Below are 19,238 nucleotides of genomic sequence, written 5' to 3'. Positions count from 1 at the left end.
GACTAGTGCGGTGAATTTGAAGTTCCTATCAGTTTCGCGGCAACCTCGTCATAGGAACTTCAAATTCTAAACCGCACTAGAATCATATAATTGGCTAGTGCTCCTTTGATTCCGAAGTTCGTAAACGTGGAGCCGCAATATGATACGAACTTCGGAATCGGAGCACTAGTTGGTGGCCTTGATATCGCTTACCAATGTGGGCTTGGCGGAATAGTTCTCGGCGAAAATCTTCTTCAGGTTTTCGACCTTCGGAATGTCGTTATAGGCAATATAGGGTTGGGTGGGGTGCAGCGTCAGGTAGTCCTGGTGATAGGCTTCTGCCGCGAAAAACCCTTGCAGCGGACCGACCTTCGTCACGATCGGCTTCTTGTAGACGCCGGCGGCATTGAGTTGGGCGATATAGGCGTCCGCAACATTCTTCTGCTCGTCCGAAGTGGTGAAGATTGCGGAGCGATATTGCGTGCCGGTATCCGGCCCCTGACGGTTCAGTTGCGTCGGGTCGTGCGCTACCGAAAAGAAGATCTGCAAGACCTTGCCGTAGCTGATCTTCTTCGGATCGAACTTGACCTCGACGGATTCCGCATGTCCGGTCGTGCCGGTAGAAACCATGCGGTAGTCGGCGGTCGTCTTTTTGCCGCCGGAATAGCCGGACACCGCGCTGACGATACCCTTGGTGTGCTGGAACACGCCCTGCACGCCCCAGAAGCAGCCGCCGGCCAGAACCGCGGTCTGGATGCCGCTTGCGTTCTGAACGTCGACCGCCGGTGGCGGAATGACCACCGCATCTTCGGCGGCAAGCGATGGCGTGACCGCGATGGCGGAAATCGCCAGCAGGCCGATGGCGGCGACGTACATTGGAAAACGGCTGAGGCGGCGGGTCATGGGAGCTGGCTCCTGGATTTCCAATCGGGTGTGGCGGGACGGGATCAATTTAAGGCAGCACAAGCTGATCGCAATCGGTCCGCGCCCGAGTTTGCTCAAGATACGGGCCAAACGGCGATCCGTTACCGGGAAGATCACACGAGTCCGTGAAAAATGCGGGATTTTGGTCCGCTTGGCCGCCATGCCGGCCGGGCTCAAACCACGATGGAAAGCCGCTTGGCCGCCCGGGTTACACCGGTATAGAGCCAGCGGGCGCGGCTGTCCTGAAAGGCAAAGCTCTCGTCGAACAGCACCACGTCATCCCATTGTGAGCCCTGCGACTTGTGCACCGTGAGCACGTAGCCGAAATCGAATTCGTCGTACGGTTTGCGCTGTTCCCACGGTATCGCCTCGATGCCGCCCTCGAAGCAGTCGCATCGGACCGACACTTTCGTCACCTTGTGGCTGAACTCCTCGTCTGGCGCGAGCCGCAAGGAGACGATGCGCGACTTGGACCGTGAGGCGTTGCGAGACTTGACGCGCCACAGGCCGCCATTGAACAACCCCTTCTTGCGGTTGTTGCGAAGGCAGACGAGCTTGTCGCCGGCAACCGGTAGCGGATCCTCGATATTCTGCTTCTGCCTCATCCGCATATTGTAGGCGCGGCGGGTGTTGTTGCGTCCCACCAGCACCTGGTCGGCCTGCATCACCCGCTCCGGATCGAGGTCGGCGCGCGCCACGATTTCGCTTTCGCCGTAGCGCCCGGGCTCAAGCTCTCTTCCTTCGCGGATATCCATCGACATCCGCACGATCGGATCGTCCTGCGCCTGGCGGTGCACCTCGGTCAGCATCGCATCGGGCTCGCTGCCGGTAAAAAAGCCACCGCCCTGGATCGGAGGCAACTGCGCCGGGTCGCCAAGCACGAGCAGGGGACAGTCGAACGACATCAGGTCGCGGCCCATCTCGGCATCCACCATCGAGCATTCGTCGATGATGATCAGCTTTGCCTTGGAGGCCGGTGCATCGTCCCACAATTCGAAGCTTGGCTGCTCGACGCCGGATTCGCGGGCGCGATAAATCAGCGAATGGATGGTGGAGGCGTTGTCGCAGCCCTTGTTGCGCATCACCAGCGCAGCCTTGCCGGTGAAGGCGGCGAATTTGACCTGGCCATCGACTCCTTCCGCCACATGGCGGGCCAGCGTGGTCTTGCCGGTGCCGGCATAGCCGAACAGGCGGAATACCTGCGGCGTGCCGGTGCGGCCCGGCTTGGCCTTCAGCCACTTGGCCACGGCATTGAGCGCGGCATCCTGATGCGGGGTGAAGTTGGTCATTGGATCTCGGATGGGAGGCCGTGTGAGATTCGAGCGGCCAAACCCAACCTAACCATTCATGCAGGCAGCGCAAGCAGCTTCCGCTTCACGGAATAAGCCCTCGGCTGGACTAAGGTTTTCCGCGAATTACACTGTGTCAAACGACAGGACCGGCCGCGGGAGAAGCGTCATGAAGTTCGGCATCTTCTATGAGTTGCAACTGCCGCGCCCATGGCGGGAAGGCGACGAACTCAAGCTCTATCAGGACGCGCTGACGCAGCTCGAGACCGCTGACCGGCTCGGCTACGACCACGCCTGGGTCGTGGAGCATCATTTCCTCGAGGAATATTCGCACTCGCCCGCGCCGGAAGCGTTTCTGGCAGCCGCCAGCCAGCGCACCCAAAACATCCGGCTGGGGCACGGCATTTTCCAGCTCACCACCAATCACCCGGCACGGGTGGCCGAGCGTGTTGCCGTGCTCGATCTCCTCAGCCGCGGCCGCTGCGAATTCGGGATGGGCGAAAGCGCCTCCATCACCGAGCTCGAGCCTTTCGACCGCGACATGGAGACCAAGAAGGAGGTGTTCGAGGAAGCTGTCGCGGCGATCTTCCCGATGTTTCGCGACGGCGGCTGCGAGCACCATGGCAAGTATTTCGACATTCCCCTGCGCAACGTGGTGCCGAAGCCGGTTCAGAAGCCGCATCCGCCGCTATGGATGGCCTGCTCGCAATTGCCGACCATCGAACGCGCCGGCCAAAACGGCTTTGGCGCGCTCGGCTTTCAGTTCGTCAGTGCGGACGCCGCACATGCCTGGGTGCATGCTTACTACAATGCGATCACCAAGCGCTTGAAGAAGCTCGCCGACTACGAGATCAATCCGAATATGGCGCTGGTGTCGTTCTTCATGTGCGCGAAGACGGATGAAGAGGCGCGGCTACGCGCCGACGGCGCCACGTTTTTTCAGTTCGCGTTGCGCTTTTACGGCGCCTCGCAGAACCGTCAGCGTCCGGCGCCCGGCGCGGTCAACATGTGGGACGAATACAACAAATGGAAGCGCGAGAATCCGGAAGCGCAGGAGGCAGCGCTCCGCAGCGGCTTGATCGGGTCGCCGGAAACGATCCGCAAGAAGTTGCGGCGCTTCCGCTCCTCCCATATCGATCAGGTCATCCTGCTCAACCAGGCCGGCAAGAACAGTCACGAGCACATCTGCGAATCTCTCGAACTGTTCGGCCGCGAAGTGATGCCGGAATTCCAGCACGACGTCGAACACGACGCCTGGAAGACAGGTGTCATGACCGGCGCGATCCAGCTCGAGGAGATCGATACGGCTGAATTCACCGACCGCTACGGGAAGCTTGCGCTCCATGTTGGGCCGGCGAAAAGCGCATCGGCGGCAGCGCGGTAAACGACTTTTTTGAGGCCGGTCTGTCCCTGAAACGCTGGTCACCCGATTGGCGTGCGGGGGAAAAACGATCTTCGACTTTAGTATTCGGTGGAAGAAAGGCGGCGTTTGGCCTCGATCCGGCAGGCCGAACATCGCTTTTTTTCTCAGATCCTCGACAGGGCAGCGCGACCCCATCATCCTCAAAGCGGGAATATGTCGCGTTTTTCGGGGCTGCGTCCCGATCATTTTGGGGATTCGAAATGTCGGACATCCCGATCAAGGCTTCGGAGCCACTGACGCTGCGGGCGCAGTTGACCGAGGACTGGCTGGCCGTCGTCATCGGCCTGCTGGTGTACGCGGCGGCGCTGGTCAGCCTCAGCGGCACCGACATTCTGGGCTGGGCCGTCAACACGACGGTTTATGTCGACCTCGCGAAAGCCCTCAGCCCCTTTGCCAAGACCTACGCCTGGCTCGGCGGCGGCGGCGCGCTGATCGCGACCTATGTCGCGCTGCTTGTGGTGCTGACCGCGGGCGTCGCAACCCTTGGCGCGGATGTCCGGAAATTTGCGCTCGCCTTCACCGCGGTCTTTGCGATTGCCTATGGGTGCTGGATCGTCGGCAGCTATGCCCATGTAGCGGCAGTGACTCCTTCCGAACAACAGAAATTCGGCATCGCCTGGTCGCTCAGGCTCACCAACGAGGGCGGCTACATCGTTGCGTTGGTTGTGGGGCTCGTCATTGCCAATTTCTTGCCGCGGTTTGCCGAATGGCTGAGAGAGGCGATCCGACCCGAGCTCTATATCAAGATCGCGATCGTCATTCTCGGCGCCACGGTTGCCGTGACCGCGGCGGGCAGGTTGAACCTTGCCTCCTCGCTATTGCTGCGTGGCGCTGCAGCGATCGTCGAGGCCTATCTGATCTACTGGGCCGTGGTCTATTACGTCGCGCGCAAATGGTTCGGCTTCAGCCGCGAATGGTCGGTGCCGCTTGCGTCCGGCATTTCGATTTGCGGTGTCGCCGCCTCGATCGCAACCGGCGGCGCCATCCGGGCGCGGCCGGCGGTGCCGATCCTGGTGTCGTCGCTGGTCGTCGTTTTTGCCGTCGTCGAAGTTCTGATCCTGCCGTTCCTGGCGCAGCATTTCCTGTGGCAGGAGCCGCTGGTGGCCGGTGCCTGGATGGGATTGGCGGTCAAGACCGACGGCGCGGCGGTCGCCGGAGGCGGCATCACCGAATCCCTGATCCTGGCGAAGGCGGCCGCGGAAGGAATCAAGTATCAGCCGGGCTGGATTCTCGCGACCACGACCACGGTGAAGATCTTCATCGATATCTTCATCGGCGTCTGGGCCTTCATTCTGGGCTACATCTGGACCAATCATATTGACAAGGGACCGGATAGGGCCAAGCCGCGCGAGATCTGGCAGCGGTTCCCGAAATTCATTCTGGGCTTCGCGCTGGTGTTTGCGGTGTCGCTGTGGCTTGCGATCGGTTCGACGCCGGCCGTTGCGAAGGCGTTGCCGGCGGCCGCGGGCGAAGCGAACGTGTTCCGCGTGATCTTCTTCGTGCTCACCTTCTTCTCGATCGGCGTGTTGTCGGATTTCCGAAAACTCTGGCAGCAGGGCTTCGGCAAGCTCGCCGCGGTCTATTTCGTCAGCCTGTTCGGCTTCGTGATCTGGGTCGGGCTTCTGATCTCCTGGCTGTTCTTCAACGGCTTCAAGCCGCCCCTGGCCAGCTAACATCAAAGGTTACCTCATGCCGACATCCAATCTCAGGGACAAGATCAATGCCAAGGAAGTCGAGCCGCTTCTGCCGATCGAAAAGAAGCTGATCGGCTTCAGCCTCGGGCTCGGTATCGTGCTTTTGGTGATCCTGATCGCCGTCAATCATTTCGTGCCGATCAAGCTCTGACCTTTCAGTCAGGGCCTTACACCAACATCATCGTGGTGCGCAGTGCCGACAAGGACAAGCCATGGGTCAAGACGTTGGTGGAAAGCTATCATACGCCGGAAGTGCGCCAATTCGCTTTGACGAAATTCAAGGGCGCGGTGCTGCCGTCCCGGTAGGGCGCCGGCTCCTGCACCGCCGATAGCCGACCGATGAAGCGCGCCGCCACCTGGCTGTTCTTCGCCGTCGGCGCGCTGGCGATCGCCTAGCTCGCGCTTTACGCCTATGTGATGTTTACCGGACGCACGTTCGAACCCGGCGATCCCATTCATATCTTCCGCAAGCCGGAGGCGCCCAACTACTCGTGAGGCGCTTGTACAACTAGGCAGGATTTTGGCAGGCCTGCCGCGATGCTCTTCTTCCGCTCGATCGCTATCCGATCGCCGGCATCCGGGGGAATTCGCCGGTCGTGTTGGGCGGGGTGATCGGCAAGCCGCCATCGGCGTATTCGTTGAGCTTGTTGCGCAGCGTCCGGATGGAGATGCCGAGGATATTGGCTGCGTGCGTACGGTTGCCGAGGCAATGCTTCAGCGTCTCCAGGATCAGGTCGCGCTCGACGTCCGCCACGGTGCGTCCGACAAGCGCGCGGGTCACCTGTTCGGCGGCGAAGGTCGCATGCGCCACCGCCGGAACGGTCTTGGGTGAATCCAGCCGGTCGCCGTCCGGCGTGATGATCGCGTCGACGCCGATCTCGTCGCCTTGCGCCATCAGCACCGAGCGATGGATGGTGTTTTCAAGTTCGCGGACGTTGCCCTGCCAGCGGTTCGTCGTCAGCACACGGCGGGCCTCGGCGGAAAGCGGCCGCAGCGGAACGCCGTTGGCGTCGGCATATTTCTTGGCGAAATGCTGCGCCAGTTCGAGGATATCAGCCGGGCGCTCGCGCAGCGGCGGAATCTTCAGGTTGACGACGTTGAGGCGGAACAACAGGTCCTCGCGAAAGGTGCCTTCGCGCACGGCGTCGGCGAGATTGCGGTTGGAGGTCGCGAGGATGCGGATGTCGACCGGAACCGGCCGCGTGCCGCCGACGCGATCGATCACGCGCTCCTGGATTGCGCGGAGCAGTTTGGATTGCAGCCGCACATCCATCTCCGAGATTTCATCGAGCAGGAGCGTGCCGCCAGTGGCTTCCTCGAACTTTCCGATGCGCCGGGCTACGGCGCCGGTGAACGCGCCCTTTTCGTGTCCGAACAGCTCGGACTCCAGGAGGTGTTCGGGGATCGCTGCGCAATTGATCGAGATGAACGGTCTTTTGGCGCGGTTGGAGCGGGTGTGGACATAGCGCGCCAGCACTTCCTTGCCGGTGCCGGACTCGCCCGTGATCATGACGGAAGCGTCCGAGCCCGCAATCTGCTGGGCGAGCTTGATGACCTTGGCCATGGCGTCGTCGCGATAGACCAGATCGCGCGAGTCGTTGGCGACGGCGGCGAGGACTGCGGCGATCAGCTCCGGATCCGGAGGCAGCGGGATATATTCCTTGGCCCCCGCATGGATCGAGGCGACCGCGGCGCGGGCGTCGTTGGAGATGCCGCAGGCGACGATCGGCACATGAATGTGCTCGGCCTCAAGCCGCGTGACGAGATCGCGAATGTCGAGCGACACGTCGACCAGCAGCAGGTCGGCGCCCTTGCCGCCGCGCAACACCCGCATTGCCTGTTCGTTGTCTTCCGCATGGGTGACGGATGCGCCATTGTCCATCGCGATCTTGGTGGCCGTTGTGAGCTGCCCCTTCAGGGTGCCAACGATGAGAAGCCGCATGGTAATCTCCTGTTCGTCTGTTCGCGCCGTTCAGGCGCGCCTTAATTGATAAAACCTAGTTGCGTTCAGCCTTGATGATTTCCGTCATCGTCACGCCGAGCTTGTCCTCGACCAGAACCACCTCGCCGCGCGCGACCAGGCGGTTGTTGACGTAAATATCGATCGCCTCGCCGACCCGGCGGTCGAGTTCGAGAACCGTCCCGGGGCCGAGCTTGAGCAAATCGCCGACGTCCATCTTGGAGCGGCCGAGAACCGCCGAAACCTGGACCGGCACGTCGAACACGGCCTCGAGATCGGCCGCGATGCGGGCGGCATTCTCGTCCTCGTTGTAGGCGACATCGGCCATCGCCGGCGTGTCGGCCGAATTCAGATCCGGGAGGGGAACCTGTCCGTCGGTGTCACTCATGGTTCATTCCTCTCAAGGCCCGTTCAGGCCTGGTCGCGGGACGCGATATAGCGCCCGACAAGTTCGCTGATCTTGGCCTCGATGGCCGCACGTTCGAGAACGACGCCGCCGTCCGCCCATTCGATCCGGCAATCGCCGGTCGCAATACTCGGCTCGGCCAGGATGATCAGGCGTCCGGCAAAACCGCTCTGCTTCGCTAGCGCCTCGATGCGGACGTGGGCCGCCTCGTAAAGGGTGTCGTTGATCCTGACCACGATATGCGGCGTTGAAACCAGTTGCGCAAAGCAGTCGGCGACCAGCGCCGTGACCTCGCCGAGCGGCTCGCGCACGATCAGCTCGTTGGCGAGTTTGCGCGCGACCGCAACCGCGACATCGACGGCCTCGGTTTCCATCCGGCTTTCGATGCCGGAGAAGCGGGCAGCAATGCCCTTGATCGCGGCGCCGATCTCCTGCAGCGCGGCGGCCGAACGGCGATCGCTATCCACCCTGGCTTCGCGCAACGCGGCATCGTAGCCATTGCGATAGGCGCGGGCCTCGGCATCGGCGACCCTCTGGGCGACCTCTGCCGGCGTGGCCGGACGCTCGCGCACGGGAGCGGCAAAGTCGGTGTCGAACAGGAATTTTGCAGGCGAAGCCATCAGTACACCAGCTCGTCGTCGGCGCGGTTCTTGGTGAGCGTGATTTCGCCCTTCGCCGCGAGGTCCTTGGCCAGATTGACCAGGAGCGCCTGCGCCTCGTCGACATCTCTAAGCCGTACCGGCCCCATCGCCGCCATGTCGTCGAGCAGCATCTTTCCTGCGCGCGAAGACATATTGCCGAGGAAGAAGCCGCGGACCTCTTCGTTGGCGCTCTTCAGTGCGATGGCCAGCTTGTCCTTGTCGACGTTACGCATCAGCGTTTGCGCCGATCCGGAGTCGAGCTTGATCAGGTCGTCGAAGGTGAACATCAGCGCCTTGATGCGCTCGGCCGATTCACGGTTTTCCTCTTCCAGCGAGGTGATGAACCGCGTTTCGGTCTGGCGGTCGAAATTGTTGAAGATTTCGGCCATCACCTCATGGGCATCCCGCCGCCTGGTCTGCGACAGGTTCGACATGAATTCGACCCGCAGCGTCTGCTCGACGCGCTCGATGACTTCCTTCTGAACCGCTTCCATTCTCAGCATGCGGTTGATGACGTCGAGCGCCATATCTTCAGGCAGGATCGCGAGCACGCGCGCCGAGTGCTCCGGCTTGAGCTTCGAGAGCACGACGGCAATCGTCTGCGGGTATTCGTTCTTGAGGTAGTTCGCGAGCACCTCTTCCTGGACGTTGGAGAGCTTCTCCCACATGTTGCGGCCGGCCGGTCCGCGGATCTCGTCCATGATGCCGACCACGCGCTCGGGCGGCAGGTACTGCTGCAGCAATCGTTCGGTGGCGTCGAAATTGCCCATCAGGGCGCCGGATGCCGACATTCGCGACACGAATTCGAGCAGCATGTCTTCGACGACGTCGGCCTCCACCGTGCCGAGCGTCGACATGTGCACCGACAGTTCCCGCACCTCGTCATCGTCGAGCAACGACCAGACCTTGTCGCCATATTGTTCGCCAAGCGCCAGCATCAGAATGGCGGCGCGCTTCGGCCCCGGAAGCAGAGGGGCCTTGGCTTTGCCGTTCTGGCGCGCCGCCAGCGAGGAGATCACGTTGGCAATGTCGTTGGCGTTATTGGTTTGCGGTACGGCCATTTCGAATCACGCGGCGGGTTCGGAGAGCCACTGACGGATAATGGCTGCGGTTTCGTTGGGGTTGCGTTCGGCGAGCTCGCCGACACGATGAACGGATTGGGCGTGGACCTGTCCCTGAACCTGGGCAACGTCGATCAGGGTCGCCGTGTTGTTGACGCCAGGGACGAGGTTCGGGCCGCCGCTGCCGGGCACGGCGCTCTGCGCGCCGCCACCGTCGACGATGGCCGGCAGCCTTCCTTCGGCGAGGGGCGCGACGGGCTCGTCGGCAATGATGCGTTTGACCAGCGGGCGGACCACCATGAACAGCACCACGATGCCAAGCAGCATCATCACGCCGAGCTCGATGACGTACATGACGTCATCCTTGGTGAATTGCAGCATTCCGAGCAGGCCTGCCGGCGGCTCGAGCGGCGCGACAGCGGGCGCTTCGGCAAATCGCAGATTGACGACCTCGACCTGGTCGCCGCGCTTCTGGTCGAAGCCGATGGCCGAGCGCACCAGCGCGGAAATCCGGTCGAGCTGTTCCTTGCTGCGCTCCTGGTAGACCATCTCGCCTTTGTCGTTCTTGGTATAACTGCCGTCGACCAGCACCGCGACCGAGATGCGATTGACCCGTCCGGCCTCCGTCACCTCGGTTTTGGTGGTGTGCGAAATCTCGTAATTGCTGGTTTCTTCGCTCTTCTTGCTCTGGTCGCGCGCGACCGGCGTGTTGTTGGGGTTTTGGGCGCCCGGCAGTTCGTTGCCGACCGAGACCTGGCCATTGTTCTCGGCGGTGGCGCTGGATTCTTCACGGGTCTGGCTTGACCGCAGCACCCGACCTTCGGGATCGAATTTGTCGGAGGTCTCGGTGATCTTGTTGTAGTCGAAGTCGGCCGAGAGCTGGACGCGGGCGCGGCCTGTGCCGACCACCGACGAAACGATCGTCTCAACCTCGCTGCGTAGCCGTTTCTCGAACGCCACCCGCCGATCGTCGCCGGCTGCGTTGTCGTTCGGCCCGGCTGCGCCGTCGGCCAGCAGCTGGCCAGCTTCGTCGACGATCGACACCCGCTGCGGCTTCAACCCGTTGACCGCGGAAGCAACCAGATGGCGGATTGCCCGGATCTGCTGTGGCTCGAGGTTGCCGCGCACCCGCACGACGATCGAGGCCGACGGTTCGGGGGTCTCCCGCGCAAACAACGGCCGTTCCGGCAGGACGAGGTGGACGCGGGCGGCCTGGATGCGATCGATGGCGCGAATGGTTCGCGCCAGTTCGCCTTCCAGCGCGCGCAAATGGTTGATGTTCTGGACGAAACTGGTGGTGCCGAGTGCGTCGGACTTGTCGAAAATCTCGTAGCCGACGCCGCCGCCCTTGGGCAGAGCGCTTTCGGCGAGCTTCATGCGCAGCCGCGTGACTTTGTCCTTGGGCACCATGATGATGGCGCCGTCGTTGCGGAGTTCGTACGGAATGGCCTGGCGATCCAGCTCCTTGATGATCGCGGAAGAGTCGTCGAGGCTTAGGTCGGTGAAGAGGGTGGTCATCTGCGGCGTGGTGACGCGCATGATGACGAACGCGAAGAAGCCGATCAGTGCGGCCGTCACCGCCACCATCGCCATCAATCGCGAAGCGCCCAAGCCTCTCAGAAAGCTTACGAGATTCTGCAAACCAACCGCCCCTCAGATTCGGTCCCAACAGGGATCGGACCACTGGGCAATTATTGCCTACGGTATGGTTTCGATATGGTTAACGAAGGTTAAGGGCGGACGCGAAAGTGCCAAAACGGAAAAAACCGGCTTCGCACAGCGAAGCCGATTTTCGTCAAATGGTCGCTCAAGGCGACGATTACTGGCGGTATTGCTGGATTCGGGTGGTTCGAAGCCCGGCAAGGCCGTGCTGATCGATGGAAAACTGCCAGGAGAGGAATTCGTCGACGGTCAGCGTGTAGCGGCTACAAGCTTCCTCGAGGGACAGCAGGCCGCCGCGAACTGCGGCAACGACTTCCGCCTTGCGACGGATGACCCATCGCTTGGTGCCGGGTGCGGGCAGATCCGCGATTGTCAACGGACTGCCGTCGGGCCCGATGACGTATTTTACCCTCGGGCGGTGGGGCTCTGTCATGGCGTACTCACAAACTCTCAACCACTGAACTCACGCCATCAAGCTACGCCGGGCGGCTTAAAATTTGCCTAAACCCAAGGGTCTAATACGAATCTCCTTGAAAATGACCGCGCAAAGGCGTTTCGGCGCCGCAATCCGGCGCGCATTTTTAACTGAACCTTAAGTCCCCGCCGCTGTGGCGGGGCTAATCGATGATGCTCTCGACCTGGTTGACCGTGAAAGTCTGGCCGCCGATCGACAAAAGCGGCGGCGACTGGGTGAGATCCACCGAACTGACGACGCCTGCGACCGAGGTCGAAACCGCAACGTTGTTGCCGTTGGAATCCTTGGCGGTCGCAGAAAGGGTGTAATTGCCGTCGGGGAATTGGGTGCCATCGGTGCCGAGGCCGTTCCAGTTGAACATCTGGTTGTTGCCGGCATTGGCGGCAAAACTTGAGCTGTAGACAGTCTGGCCGGAGCTGTTGGCGATCGAGACATTGACCGCGGAGGCGGTGGGAATGTTGAGCTTCCAGACCGCCTTGCTGCTCGACATTTCCGCCGTGCTGCCCTTGACGACGGCCGTCTTGCCGACGAACTGCAAAGCCTGACTCGATTGCGCGGTCTGCTGGAGCGAGACGAGGTTGGCCAGCGAATCGTTGGTGTTGATCTGCTGCTGGACGCCGGCGAACTCGACGAGTTGCTGGGTGAACTGGTTGGTGTCGAGTGGGCTCAGCGGGTTCTGGTTCTGCAATTGCGTGGTGAGGAGTTGCAGGAAGCTCTGGAAGTTGCCTGCGATCTGCGTGTTCGCGAGCGCGTTGGCGGCTGCGGCCGAACTGCTGCTCGATGAGGACGAGACAGTCGTGGTGCCCGAAACGACGGGTTGGGTGGTAGCTGCTGCTGTCGTCATGTCCTTCTCCCCTGACTCTTTACACTCGGATATCCACACCGCCGTTCGATGACAGCGAACGGCCATAGCTGCGGCCAGCGACCACGGCGGGGACGGCGTCGTCCTCGCTGATGATCAGCCGCCGCGCATTGGGGTTGCCGCCGTTCCCGCTATTCTGTCCGGAGGACGATTGGTCGCGCAGGCTGAATTGCAGCCCGCCGCTGTCGGTCTTCAAGCCGGCGTCGTTGAGCGCCTGCTGCAGTTGCGGCGCGTCCTGCTGCAGCATCGACAGCGTCTCTGGCTTCTCGACCGTCAGGTGCGAGGTGACCTGGCCGTTCCGGTCGATCTGGACGCGAACGTCGATGCGCCCGAGATCCGCAGGATCGAGCCTGATTTCAAAGCTGCTCTTGCCGCTCTTTACATTGGCGACGATTTCCACCGCGAGCCCGCTCAACGGCACCGCGCCGTTGGTCGCGGCCGTTGCTGTCAGGTTGCTCGTCGAGGTGAGGTTTGATGTCGAATTGAGCTGCGGTTGCGCCGGCCCGAATGCTTGCGCAGACGGATCGGCCGCGTCGGCGGCAACATGGGCGGCTGTAGCTGCTGCCACAGCATGGTCATGGCTTGACGCCGCTGGCGTCGCCCCGGCTGCATCTGTCGTGGCGCCCTGGACGGCCAGGTTCGCCGTTTCGAGCTTGCCCGTCGTCGACGTCTGCGCCATCGCCGCGCTCTGAGCCGGGTCCGTCGCTCCATCGGTTGACGTCGTATCTGTCGATGTCGATGTAGTCGAGGCGCCTCCGCTCGTCGTAGCGGCGGCTTGCGTTTTCCCTTGGGGCTTTGTGACGGGCGTGGTGGTGGCGGCGACAGCTGACGCCAGAGCGGAAGCGTCTGCGGGCGCTGGCGCGCCGGTGTTCGCGGTCACGACAGGTGTAGGGACGCCCGTCTTTGCTGCTGTTTGCGGGCTGCCGGACGGGGTCGTGGATGCCGCGGCGCCATCAGTCTTGCCCTGGACGGGTAGACTGGTTGGCGAGAGCGGTTGTGAACTCGCTGCAATTGCGGCTGCGGCAAGGGCCAGCGGCGCGGTCGGCGCGCCCGAGGAAGGCGCGGTCGTGGGCACAGTGGTCGCAGGCGTGGACGTGGGAATCGCAATGGCAACCGGCGTCGGTGTCGTCGAAATACTTCCGACTTGCTGGACGAGGATCGTCGCGTCCACCGCGGTCGCATCGCCGCCGGCATCCTTGCCTTTGGATTTATCGCCGTCCGATTTCGATGTGCCCGACTTCGCTGTCGTCGTCGTCCCCGTTGTGGACCGGCTGTTCCCGTTAGCCGCTGCGCCGTTGCTGCTGGCGTTGGCAGTGGCCGATGGGTCGGAGTTGGAATTGGATGACGAGCCGTCATTATTGCAGCCGGCGTTTGTCGGAGGCGGAGGCGTATTGTTGTTGGCGCTCGCGCCGCTATTTGGACGGCTTGCGCCATTATTGGCGTCGTTCGCGGGCGGGGCATTGTTGTCGGCGGCCGGCGGCGGCGAGGCATCCGCATTGTGCTGCGCCGATGGAGGGGGAGGCGGCGCTGACGCCGACTCGTTCGGCTGATTCTGGTTGACCAGGTTCCCGAAAAGATCGTTCGCCGGCGAACTGTTACGCATCATCCAGGAGGGCGCGGCCTGGAGCGCAGCATTGGCGGTAGCATCTTGGGTAACGCTGAGCACAGGACGGACTCCGGCGAGGGAACTCGCGAAACAATCAGCAAGGACCGGGCCATTCCGCCGAGATAGGAAATATATAAGTATTTCAATATCTTATTAGTTTGATCGAGTCCCGCTCGCGCCGCCTTTAACCCCATCGTTTCTGCCCGGCGGCAAGATTTGCCGTCGCAAGGCTGCGTGGCGGCGGCTGTGATTGCTTCGCGCGGTTACGGCCTATATTAAAGTGCAGCTTTCCGGCCTCCCCATAGAGGTGAGCCCCAAAGAAACGCCCGGACGCCTCCAACCCCCGCAAGATGACCTTGTGGCCGCGAAGCGCTCGGCGCTCTGGTGACCCGAACCATGCGTAACAGTCTCGATCTCGAAGGCCGTCCCCCGGACACCCGCGTGGTGGTTGCCATGTCGGGCGGCGTCGATTCCTCGGTGACGGCGGCGCTGTTGAAGTCGCAAGGTTACGACGTCGTCGGTATCACCTTGCAGCTTTACGACCACGGTGCGGCGACCCATCGTAAGGGTGCCTGCTGCGCGGGCCAGGACATTCACGACGCGCGCAATGTCGCCGAGCGGATCGGCATTCCGCATTACGTACTGGATTACGAGAGCCGCTTTCGCCAGTCGGTGATCGACAATTTCGCCGAGAGCTATGCCTCCGGCGAAACGCCGGTGCCTTGCATCGAATGCAACCGTTCGATCAAGTTTCGCGATTTGATGGAAACGGCGCGGGAACTCGGCGCATCCGTGCTGGCGACCGGGCACTATGTCGCCTCGCGTCCGATGGCGGACGGTTCGCGCGAGCTGGTCTGCGCGGCGGATCCCGATCGCGACCAGAGTTACTTCTTGTTCGCAACGACGCGCGAGCAACTGCAATATCTGCGCTTTCCGCTCGGCGACATGACCAAGCCCGAGACGCGCGAACTGGCGCGGCGTTTCGGCCTTGAAGTCGCCGACAAGCACGATAGTCAGGACATCTGCTTTGTGCCGACCGGCCGCTATACGGACGTGATCGGCCGGCTGCGGCCGAATGCGATCGAACCGGGCGACATTGTCGATCTCGATGGCCGCGTCATCGGTACCCATCAGGGCGTCGTTCACTTCACCGTCGGCCAGCGCCGCGGATTGGGCATTGCCTCCGGTGCGCCGCTCTACGTGGTGAGGCTGGACGCCGCACACCGTCGCGTGGTGGTGGGTCCGCGCGAGGCGCTGCGGATGGATCATGTCGAACTGCGCGACGTGAACTGGATCGGCGATGGCCCGCTCGATCGCGCGGTCGGCGCAGGGCTTGAGATTTTCGTACGCGTTCGCTCGACGCGCGCCCCGCAGCCGGCATGGCTGCGTGCGACCGGCGACGGCTATGCGGTCGATCTCGTCGCCGGTGAAGAGGGCGTTTCGCCCGGCCAGGCCTGCGTGTTCTACGATGCGCCCTCTGGCCGTGCGCGGGTGCTCGGAGGCGGCTTTATCCAGAGTGCAAGTGCAAAGGGAATGGCCGGCAAGGCGGCGAGGGGAGCTGTCACGCCGCCGCTTGCCGAGGCGGTGCGCGGATAAAGGTTTCAAGGCGGGGGCATGGCGTCAGATATCGACCGCGAGGGGGTCGCGAAGGCTTATGGGCGCTGGGCGCCGATCTATGACCTCGTCTTCGGCAAAGTCTTCGATCACGGGCGCCAGTCCACAATTGCGGAGGCCGACCGGATCGGCGGACGGATTCTCGACGTCGGCGTCGGCACCGGATTGTCGCTGTCGGATTATGCCGCGACCACCAAGGTGTGCGGCGTCGACATCTCCGAGCCGATGCTGCGCAAGGCGCAACAGAGAGTGCGGGCGCTGGGGCTGAAAAATGTCGAGACGCTGGCAGTCATGGACGCCAGGAATCTCGCATTCGCGGATTCCTCCTTCGATGCCGTGGTCGCACAATATGTGATCACCGCAGTTCCGAATCCCGAGGCCACGCTCGACGATTTTGTTCGTGTGTTGAAACCCGGCGGCGAACTCATCCTGGTCAATCATATCGGCGCTGAGGGCGGCCCGCGGCGCGCTTTCGAGCTTGCGTTTGCGCCGCTTGCCCGCAGGCTTGGCTGGCGGCCGGAGTTTCCTTGGGCGCGGCTGGTGAACTGGGCGGCGCGACATGGCGGTGTGAGCCTGACCGAACGCCGTCCGATGCCGCCGATGGGGCATTTCTCGCTGATCCGTTATCGGAAGGCCTGAAATCTTTACCGTGGGAGCACGGAACCAGCGCTGGCGACCTCCGTTTTCTCAGGATGACAAAACATGCGCTTCTCCTTGTGTTGGGACTGATCCTGCCGGTGGCGGGCGCGGCCGCGCAGGCGCCGCCCACGCTGACGACGCCGCCAGCGCCGACCGCCACCGCCATGGCCGACAACTGCACGCCGATGGCGAAATCCGCGCAGCCGCGCCTCAACAACGAGCCGGGCACCACGACCGGACAGGCCGGTGAGCCGCTCGCCGACAAACTGGCCAAATCAAACGGCGTATTATGTCCGCCGTCAGGGATGGACCCGGAGATCCGCGCGCCAATTCCGCCGAATTCCGGCAATACGCCAGTGATTCCGCCGCCCGGCAGCCCCGGCGGCAACCCCAACGTCCAGCCGAAATAGCCTTGCGATTCCAGGACTTCGGCAAGGCTGCTGGCTTTGCTTGACAGCGCCAAGGCCTGCTTCTTATATGCCGCGCGTTCGCGACCGCGGCACTTAGCTAGAGCCGCGTTTGCCTGCACCGTGGCGGGGTAGCTCAGCTGGTTAGAGCACGGGAATCATAATCCTGGGGTCGGGGGTTCGAGTCCCTCTCCCGCTACCACGCGTGACCTGGTCCGTTCCGTGTCCGGCCCGGAGACATGGGTAACAGAGCGTACCTAAGACATGGGTGACAACCTCGTGCCGAACGGGTTGTCGAGGGGTTGCAAGGTTTTCTGCTCCAGGTCGAAGTATCCAAGATCATATTGCATGAAGCTGACCAGCCAAATGCGGTCGTCGGTTTGCCTGATGTCTTCGGTCTGGCCGACAAAGACCTGACTGAGATTGATTTTCTGTCGATTGAAGCAGATGTGCTCGACGAGATCGCAGCCCACTTCATCGCGCTCGGCGAACGCGATGACGTCAACGTGATCGTCTTCACCGGTGGGGAAAAGTATTTGCCAGGCGCGCTCCATCTAATCCGAATTGACGACCCGTCTAATTCCAGTAGCGGCATTGGCGACGATTCCATCATGCGCGCGCCGCGCTGCTTTACCCGCCCTTAAACAAGTCCGCGTACGTTGTCCTGTAACGCACTCGCATATCAAGGTGCGCCGTGACTGCGGAAGGCGGCAAGAACTGGGCCGTCCGGCATCGAGCCGATTAGCTAGTGCAACCAAGCAAAGACGCCTATGTCTGCCCGTCAACCAGCCGCTCTATCTCGCGGCGCCGACAAGATCGCATTCCGCGATAGCCTTGCTTTCAGGATGATCTTGCCGATCCCGGTGGTGGTGATCGCCGGAATCGTGGCAGTCTGGTTCATCATCCCGCGCATGATCAGCGCCAACGCGAACGATGAAGCGCTTGCGGCAAGCAAGCAGATTGCCAACCAATTCAAGATCATCCGCGGGTACTACACGGAAGACGTTGTGAGCAAGGTTGTGAAGAGCGGGGCCCTGAAGGCGTCATTCGACCACAAGACCGACGACAAGGCAATTCCGCTGCCGGCGACGATGATCCATGATCTGAGTGGGCTGTTGTCGAAACAGGACACCACGCTGACGCTCTTTAGTGAGTACCCGTTCCCGAACCGCAAGGACCGCGTACTCGATGACTTCCAGCGCGGCGCGTGGGATTACCTGACGAAGAACCCGCAAGATTCGTTCTCGCGAACCGGCGTTCGCGATGGTAGGACGATGCTGCGCGTCGCGGTCGCCGACACCATGACAGCCCAGGCGTGCGTGAATTGCCACAACACCGCCGCTAGTTCGCCGAAGACGGACTGGAAGCTTGGAGACGTTCGAGGTGTCCTCGAAGTCGATACGGTTATCGACAGGCAGCTTGCCAACGGCGCGACCCTCAGCAGAAGCATCATCCTTGGCGTCGCCCTGATCGGAGTCCTGTTGATCGCCGTCACAATACTGGTGACCCGCAGCATCATTAACCCGATATCCGGGCTTGTGAGTGTGATGAGGCGCCTTGCCAGCGGCGACATGCATATGACGGTCCCCGGAGGCAATCGACGCGACGAGATCGGCGCCATGGCCGGCACCGTTGCCGTGTTCAAGGACAACATGATCGAAACCGACCGGCTGCGCGGCGAACAAGTGGAAGCGGAGCAGCGCGGTTCCCGCCAGCGCAAGGCCGACATGGAGCGCATCGCCGGCGAGTTTGAACGCGCGGTCGGCAGTATCGTCAATACGGTCTCCTCGGCATCGACTGAACTCGAAGCCGCAGCCGCGACGCTGACGCAAACGGCGGAAACTGCACAGTCTCTTTCAACGCAGGTCGCGACAAGATCGGAACAGGCTTCGGCGAATGTCAATTCGGTGGCAGCCTGCGTCGAGCAGCTCTCTTCCTCAGTCCGCGAGATTGGCCGGCAAGTGCAGGAATCGAGCCAGATCGCAGCGGTCGCTGTGCAGCAGGCCGAGGCGACCGACGCACGGATCGCAGAAATGTCTCAGCTCGCCACGCGGATAGGTGACGTCGTCAAGCTGATCACCAACGTCGCCGAACAGACCAACCTGTTGGCTCTCAACGCGACGATCGAGGCTGCGCGCGCCGGCGATGCCGGCAGGGGCTTCGCCGTCGTGGCGCAGGAAGTCAAGGCACTGGCGTCGCAGACGGCCAAGGCGACTGACGAAATCTCCACCCAAATCTCGGCGATGCAACTCGCCACCAGCGGCTCCGTCGCCGCCATTGAGGAGATCGGCGGCACGATCAGTAGGATCTCCGAAATCGCATCGACGATTGCTGCGGCCGTCGAGGAACAGGGCGCCGCGACGAGCGAGATTTCGCGCAGCGTCCAGCAAGTTGCGACGGGCACAACGCAAATGACCGCTAATATCTCGGACGTCAGTCGCGGTGCGAGCGAAACCGGGTCTGCGTCGTTGCAGGTTCTGTCGTCGGCCCGCTCGCTGGCGGGCGAAAGCGATCGCCTTAAACTCGAAGTTGGCCACTTCCTTCGCACCATCCGAGCTGCCTGACACCCGGCCTCCAAAGCGACCGAACCGGAACG

The 19,238-nt window shown here is 62.3% G+C and carries 19 protein-coding genes, 1 tRNA gene and 1 pseudogene; 11 read left to right on the top strand and 10 right to left on the bottom strand.

Annotated elements, in window-relative coordinates:
• Positions 1–165: 165 nt before the first annotated feature.
• Both msrA and M6D32_RS10030 read right to left on the bottom strand, forming a co-directional pair.
• Entirely contained in the window at positions 166–855 is a 690-nt protein-coding gene (gene msrA / locus M6D32_RS10035) for a peptide-methionine (S)-S-oxide reductase MsrA (RefSeq protein ID WP_298255745.1), read from the bottom strand.
• Between the two features lie 221 nt (positions 856–1,076).
• Positions 1,077–2,192: an ATP-dependent RecD-like DNA helicase gene (locus M6D32_RS10030; RefSeq protein WP_298255743.1), complete on the bottom strand. Its 1,116-nt coding sequence runs from the start codon at positions 2,190–2,192 to the stop codon at positions 1,077–1,079.
• 169 nt (positions 2,193–2,361) lie between these two features.
• On the opposite strand from M6D32_RS10030, the gene M6D32_RS10025 reads away from it, so the two are divergent.
• The 4 genes and pseudogenes from M6D32_RS10025 to M6D32_RS10010 form a co-directional block, all read left to right on the top strand.
• Positions 2,362–3,576: an LLM class flavin-dependent oxidoreductase gene (locus M6D32_RS10025; protein WP_298255742.1), complete on the top strand. Its 1,215-nt coding sequence runs from the start codon at positions 2,362–2,364 to the stop codon at positions 3,574–3,576.
• 239 nt (positions 3,577–3,815) lie between these two features.
• Positions 3,816–5,288: a putative sulfate exporter family transporter gene (locus tag M6D32_RS10020; protein WP_298255741.1), complete on the top strand. Its 1,473-nt coding sequence runs from the start codon at positions 3,816–3,818 to the stop codon at positions 5,286–5,288.
• A gap of 16 nt (positions 5,289–5,304) precedes the next feature.
• A complete protein-coding gene (locus tag M6D32_RS10015) occupies positions 5,305–5,460 on the top strand; it encodes a hypothetical protein (protein ID WP_298255740.1) in 156 nt (51 codons plus the stop codon).
• An 11-nt stretch (positions 5,461–5,471) separates the two neighbouring features.
• Positions 5,472–5,615 (top strand): annotated as a pseudogene (locus tag M6D32_RS10010) (MetQ/NlpA family ABC transporter substrate-binding protein); the annotation flags it as partial.
• A 253-nt stretch (positions 5,616–5,868) separates the two neighbouring features.
• Here M6D32_RS10010 and M6D32_RS10005 read toward each other — a convergent pair.
• The 8 genes from M6D32_RS10005 to M6D32_RS09970 all read right to left on the bottom strand — a co-directional run bounded on the left by M6D32_RS10005 (position 5,869) and on the right by M6D32_RS09970 (position 13,055).
• The gene (locus tag M6D32_RS10005) at positions 5,869–7,251 is read right to left on the bottom strand and encodes a sigma-54 dependent transcriptional regulator (protein WP_298255739.1); all 1,383 of its coding nucleotides are present in this window, start codon (positions 7,249–7,251) and stop codon (positions 5,869–5,871) included.
• Positions 7,252–7,306: 55 nt separating this feature from the next.
• On the bottom strand, positions 7,307–7,657 hold the full coding sequence (gene fliN, locus M6D32_RS10000; protein WP_298255738.1) for a flagellar motor switch protein FliN: 351 nt from the start codon (positions 7,655–7,657) through the stop codon (positions 7,307–7,309).
• Between the two features lie 23 nt (positions 7,658–7,680).
• Positions 7,681–8,295 carry a FliH/SctL family protein gene (locus M6D32_RS09995; protein WP_298255737.1) on the bottom strand — a complete coding sequence of 205 codons (615 nt, stop codon included), beginning with the start codon at positions 8,293–8,295 and terminating at the stop codon, positions 7,681–7,683.
• Positions 8,295–9,377, bottom strand: a complete 1,083-nt coding sequence (fliG, locus tag M6D32_RS09990) for a flagellar motor switch protein FliG (protein WP_298255736.1) — start codon at positions 9,375–9,377, stop codon at positions 8,295–8,297. Before fliG ends, M6D32_RS09995 begins: the two co-directional genes overlap by 1 nt.
• 6 nt (positions 9,378–9,383) lie before the next feature.
• Positions 9,384–11,018: a flagellar basal-body MS-ring/collar protein FliF gene (gene fliF, locus M6D32_RS09985; protein ID WP_298255735.1), complete on the bottom strand. Its 1,635-nt coding sequence runs from the start codon at positions 11,016–11,018 to the stop codon at positions 9,384–9,386.
• A gap of 178 nt (positions 11,019–11,196) precedes the next feature.
• A complete protein-coding gene (locus M6D32_RS09980) occupies positions 11,197–11,472 on the bottom strand; it encodes a DUF1153 domain-containing protein (protein ID WP_002714638.1) in 276 nt (91 codons plus the stop codon).
• A 184-nt stretch (positions 11,473–11,656) separates the two neighbouring features.
• A complete protein-coding gene (locus tag M6D32_RS09975; protein ID WP_298255734.1) occupies positions 11,657–12,358 on the bottom strand; it encodes a flagellar hook capping FlgD N-terminal domain-containing protein in 702 nt (233 codons plus the stop codon).
• Between the two features lie 19 nt (positions 12,359–12,377).
• The gene (locus M6D32_RS09970; protein WP_298255733.1) at positions 12,378–13,055 is read right to left on the bottom strand and encodes a flagellar hook-length control protein FliK; all 678 of its coding nucleotides are present in this window, start codon (positions 13,053–13,055) and stop codon (positions 12,378–12,380) included.
• A gap of 427 nt (positions 13,056–13,482) precedes the next feature.
• Here M6D32_RS09970 and M6D32_RS09965 point away from each other — a divergent pair, with 427 nt between their 5' ends.
• From M6D32_RS09965 to M6D32_RS09935, 7 genes are all read left to right on the top strand, one after another.
• A complete protein-coding gene (locus M6D32_RS09965; protein ID WP_298255732.1) occupies positions 13,483–13,926 on the top strand; it encodes a hypothetical protein in 444 nt (147 codons plus the stop codon).
• Positions 13,927–14,378: 452 nt separating this feature from the next.
• Entirely contained in the window at positions 14,379–15,578 is a 1,200-nt protein-coding gene (gene mnmA / locus M6D32_RS09960; RefSeq protein WP_298255731.1) for a tRNA 2-thiouridine(34) synthase MnmA, read from the top strand.
• A gap of 18 nt (positions 15,579–15,596) precedes the next feature.
• A complete protein-coding gene (locus M6D32_RS09955; RefSeq protein ID WP_298255730.1) occupies positions 15,597–16,235 on the top strand; it encodes a class I SAM-dependent methyltransferase in 639 nt (212 codons plus the stop codon).
• Positions 16,236–16,288: 53 nt separating this feature from the next.
• Positions 16,289–16,645 carry a hypothetical protein gene (locus M6D32_RS09950; RefSeq protein ID WP_298255729.1) on the top strand — a complete coding sequence of 119 codons (357 nt, stop codon included), beginning with the start codon at positions 16,289–16,291 and terminating at the stop codon, positions 16,643–16,645.
• Between the two features lie 122 nt (positions 16,646–16,767).
• Positions 16,768–16,844, top strand: a tRNA-Met gene (locus tag M6D32_RS09945).
• Positions 16,845–16,944: 100 nt separating this feature from the next.
• The gene (locus M6D32_RS09940) at positions 16,945–17,286 is read left to right on the top strand and encodes a hypothetical protein (protein ID WP_298255728.1); all 342 of its coding nucleotides are present in this window, start codon (positions 16,945–16,947) and stop codon (positions 17,284–17,286) included.
• 126 nt (positions 17,287–17,412) lie between these two features.
• Positions 17,413–19,206, top strand: coding sequence for a methyl-accepting chemotaxis protein (locus tag M6D32_RS09935; RefSeq protein WP_298255727.1), 1,794 nt, complete (start codon positions 17,413–17,415; stop codon positions 19,204–19,206).
• Positions 19,207–19,238: the final 32 nt, after the last annotated feature.

The sequence above is a fragment of the Bradyrhizobium sp. genome, from assembly GCF_027307225.1.
Lineage (GTDB): Bacteria > Pseudomonadota > Alphaproteobacteria > Rhizobiales > Xanthobacteraceae > Bradyrhizobium.
This window is presented reverse-complemented; position numbering and strand designations above follow the sequence as displayed.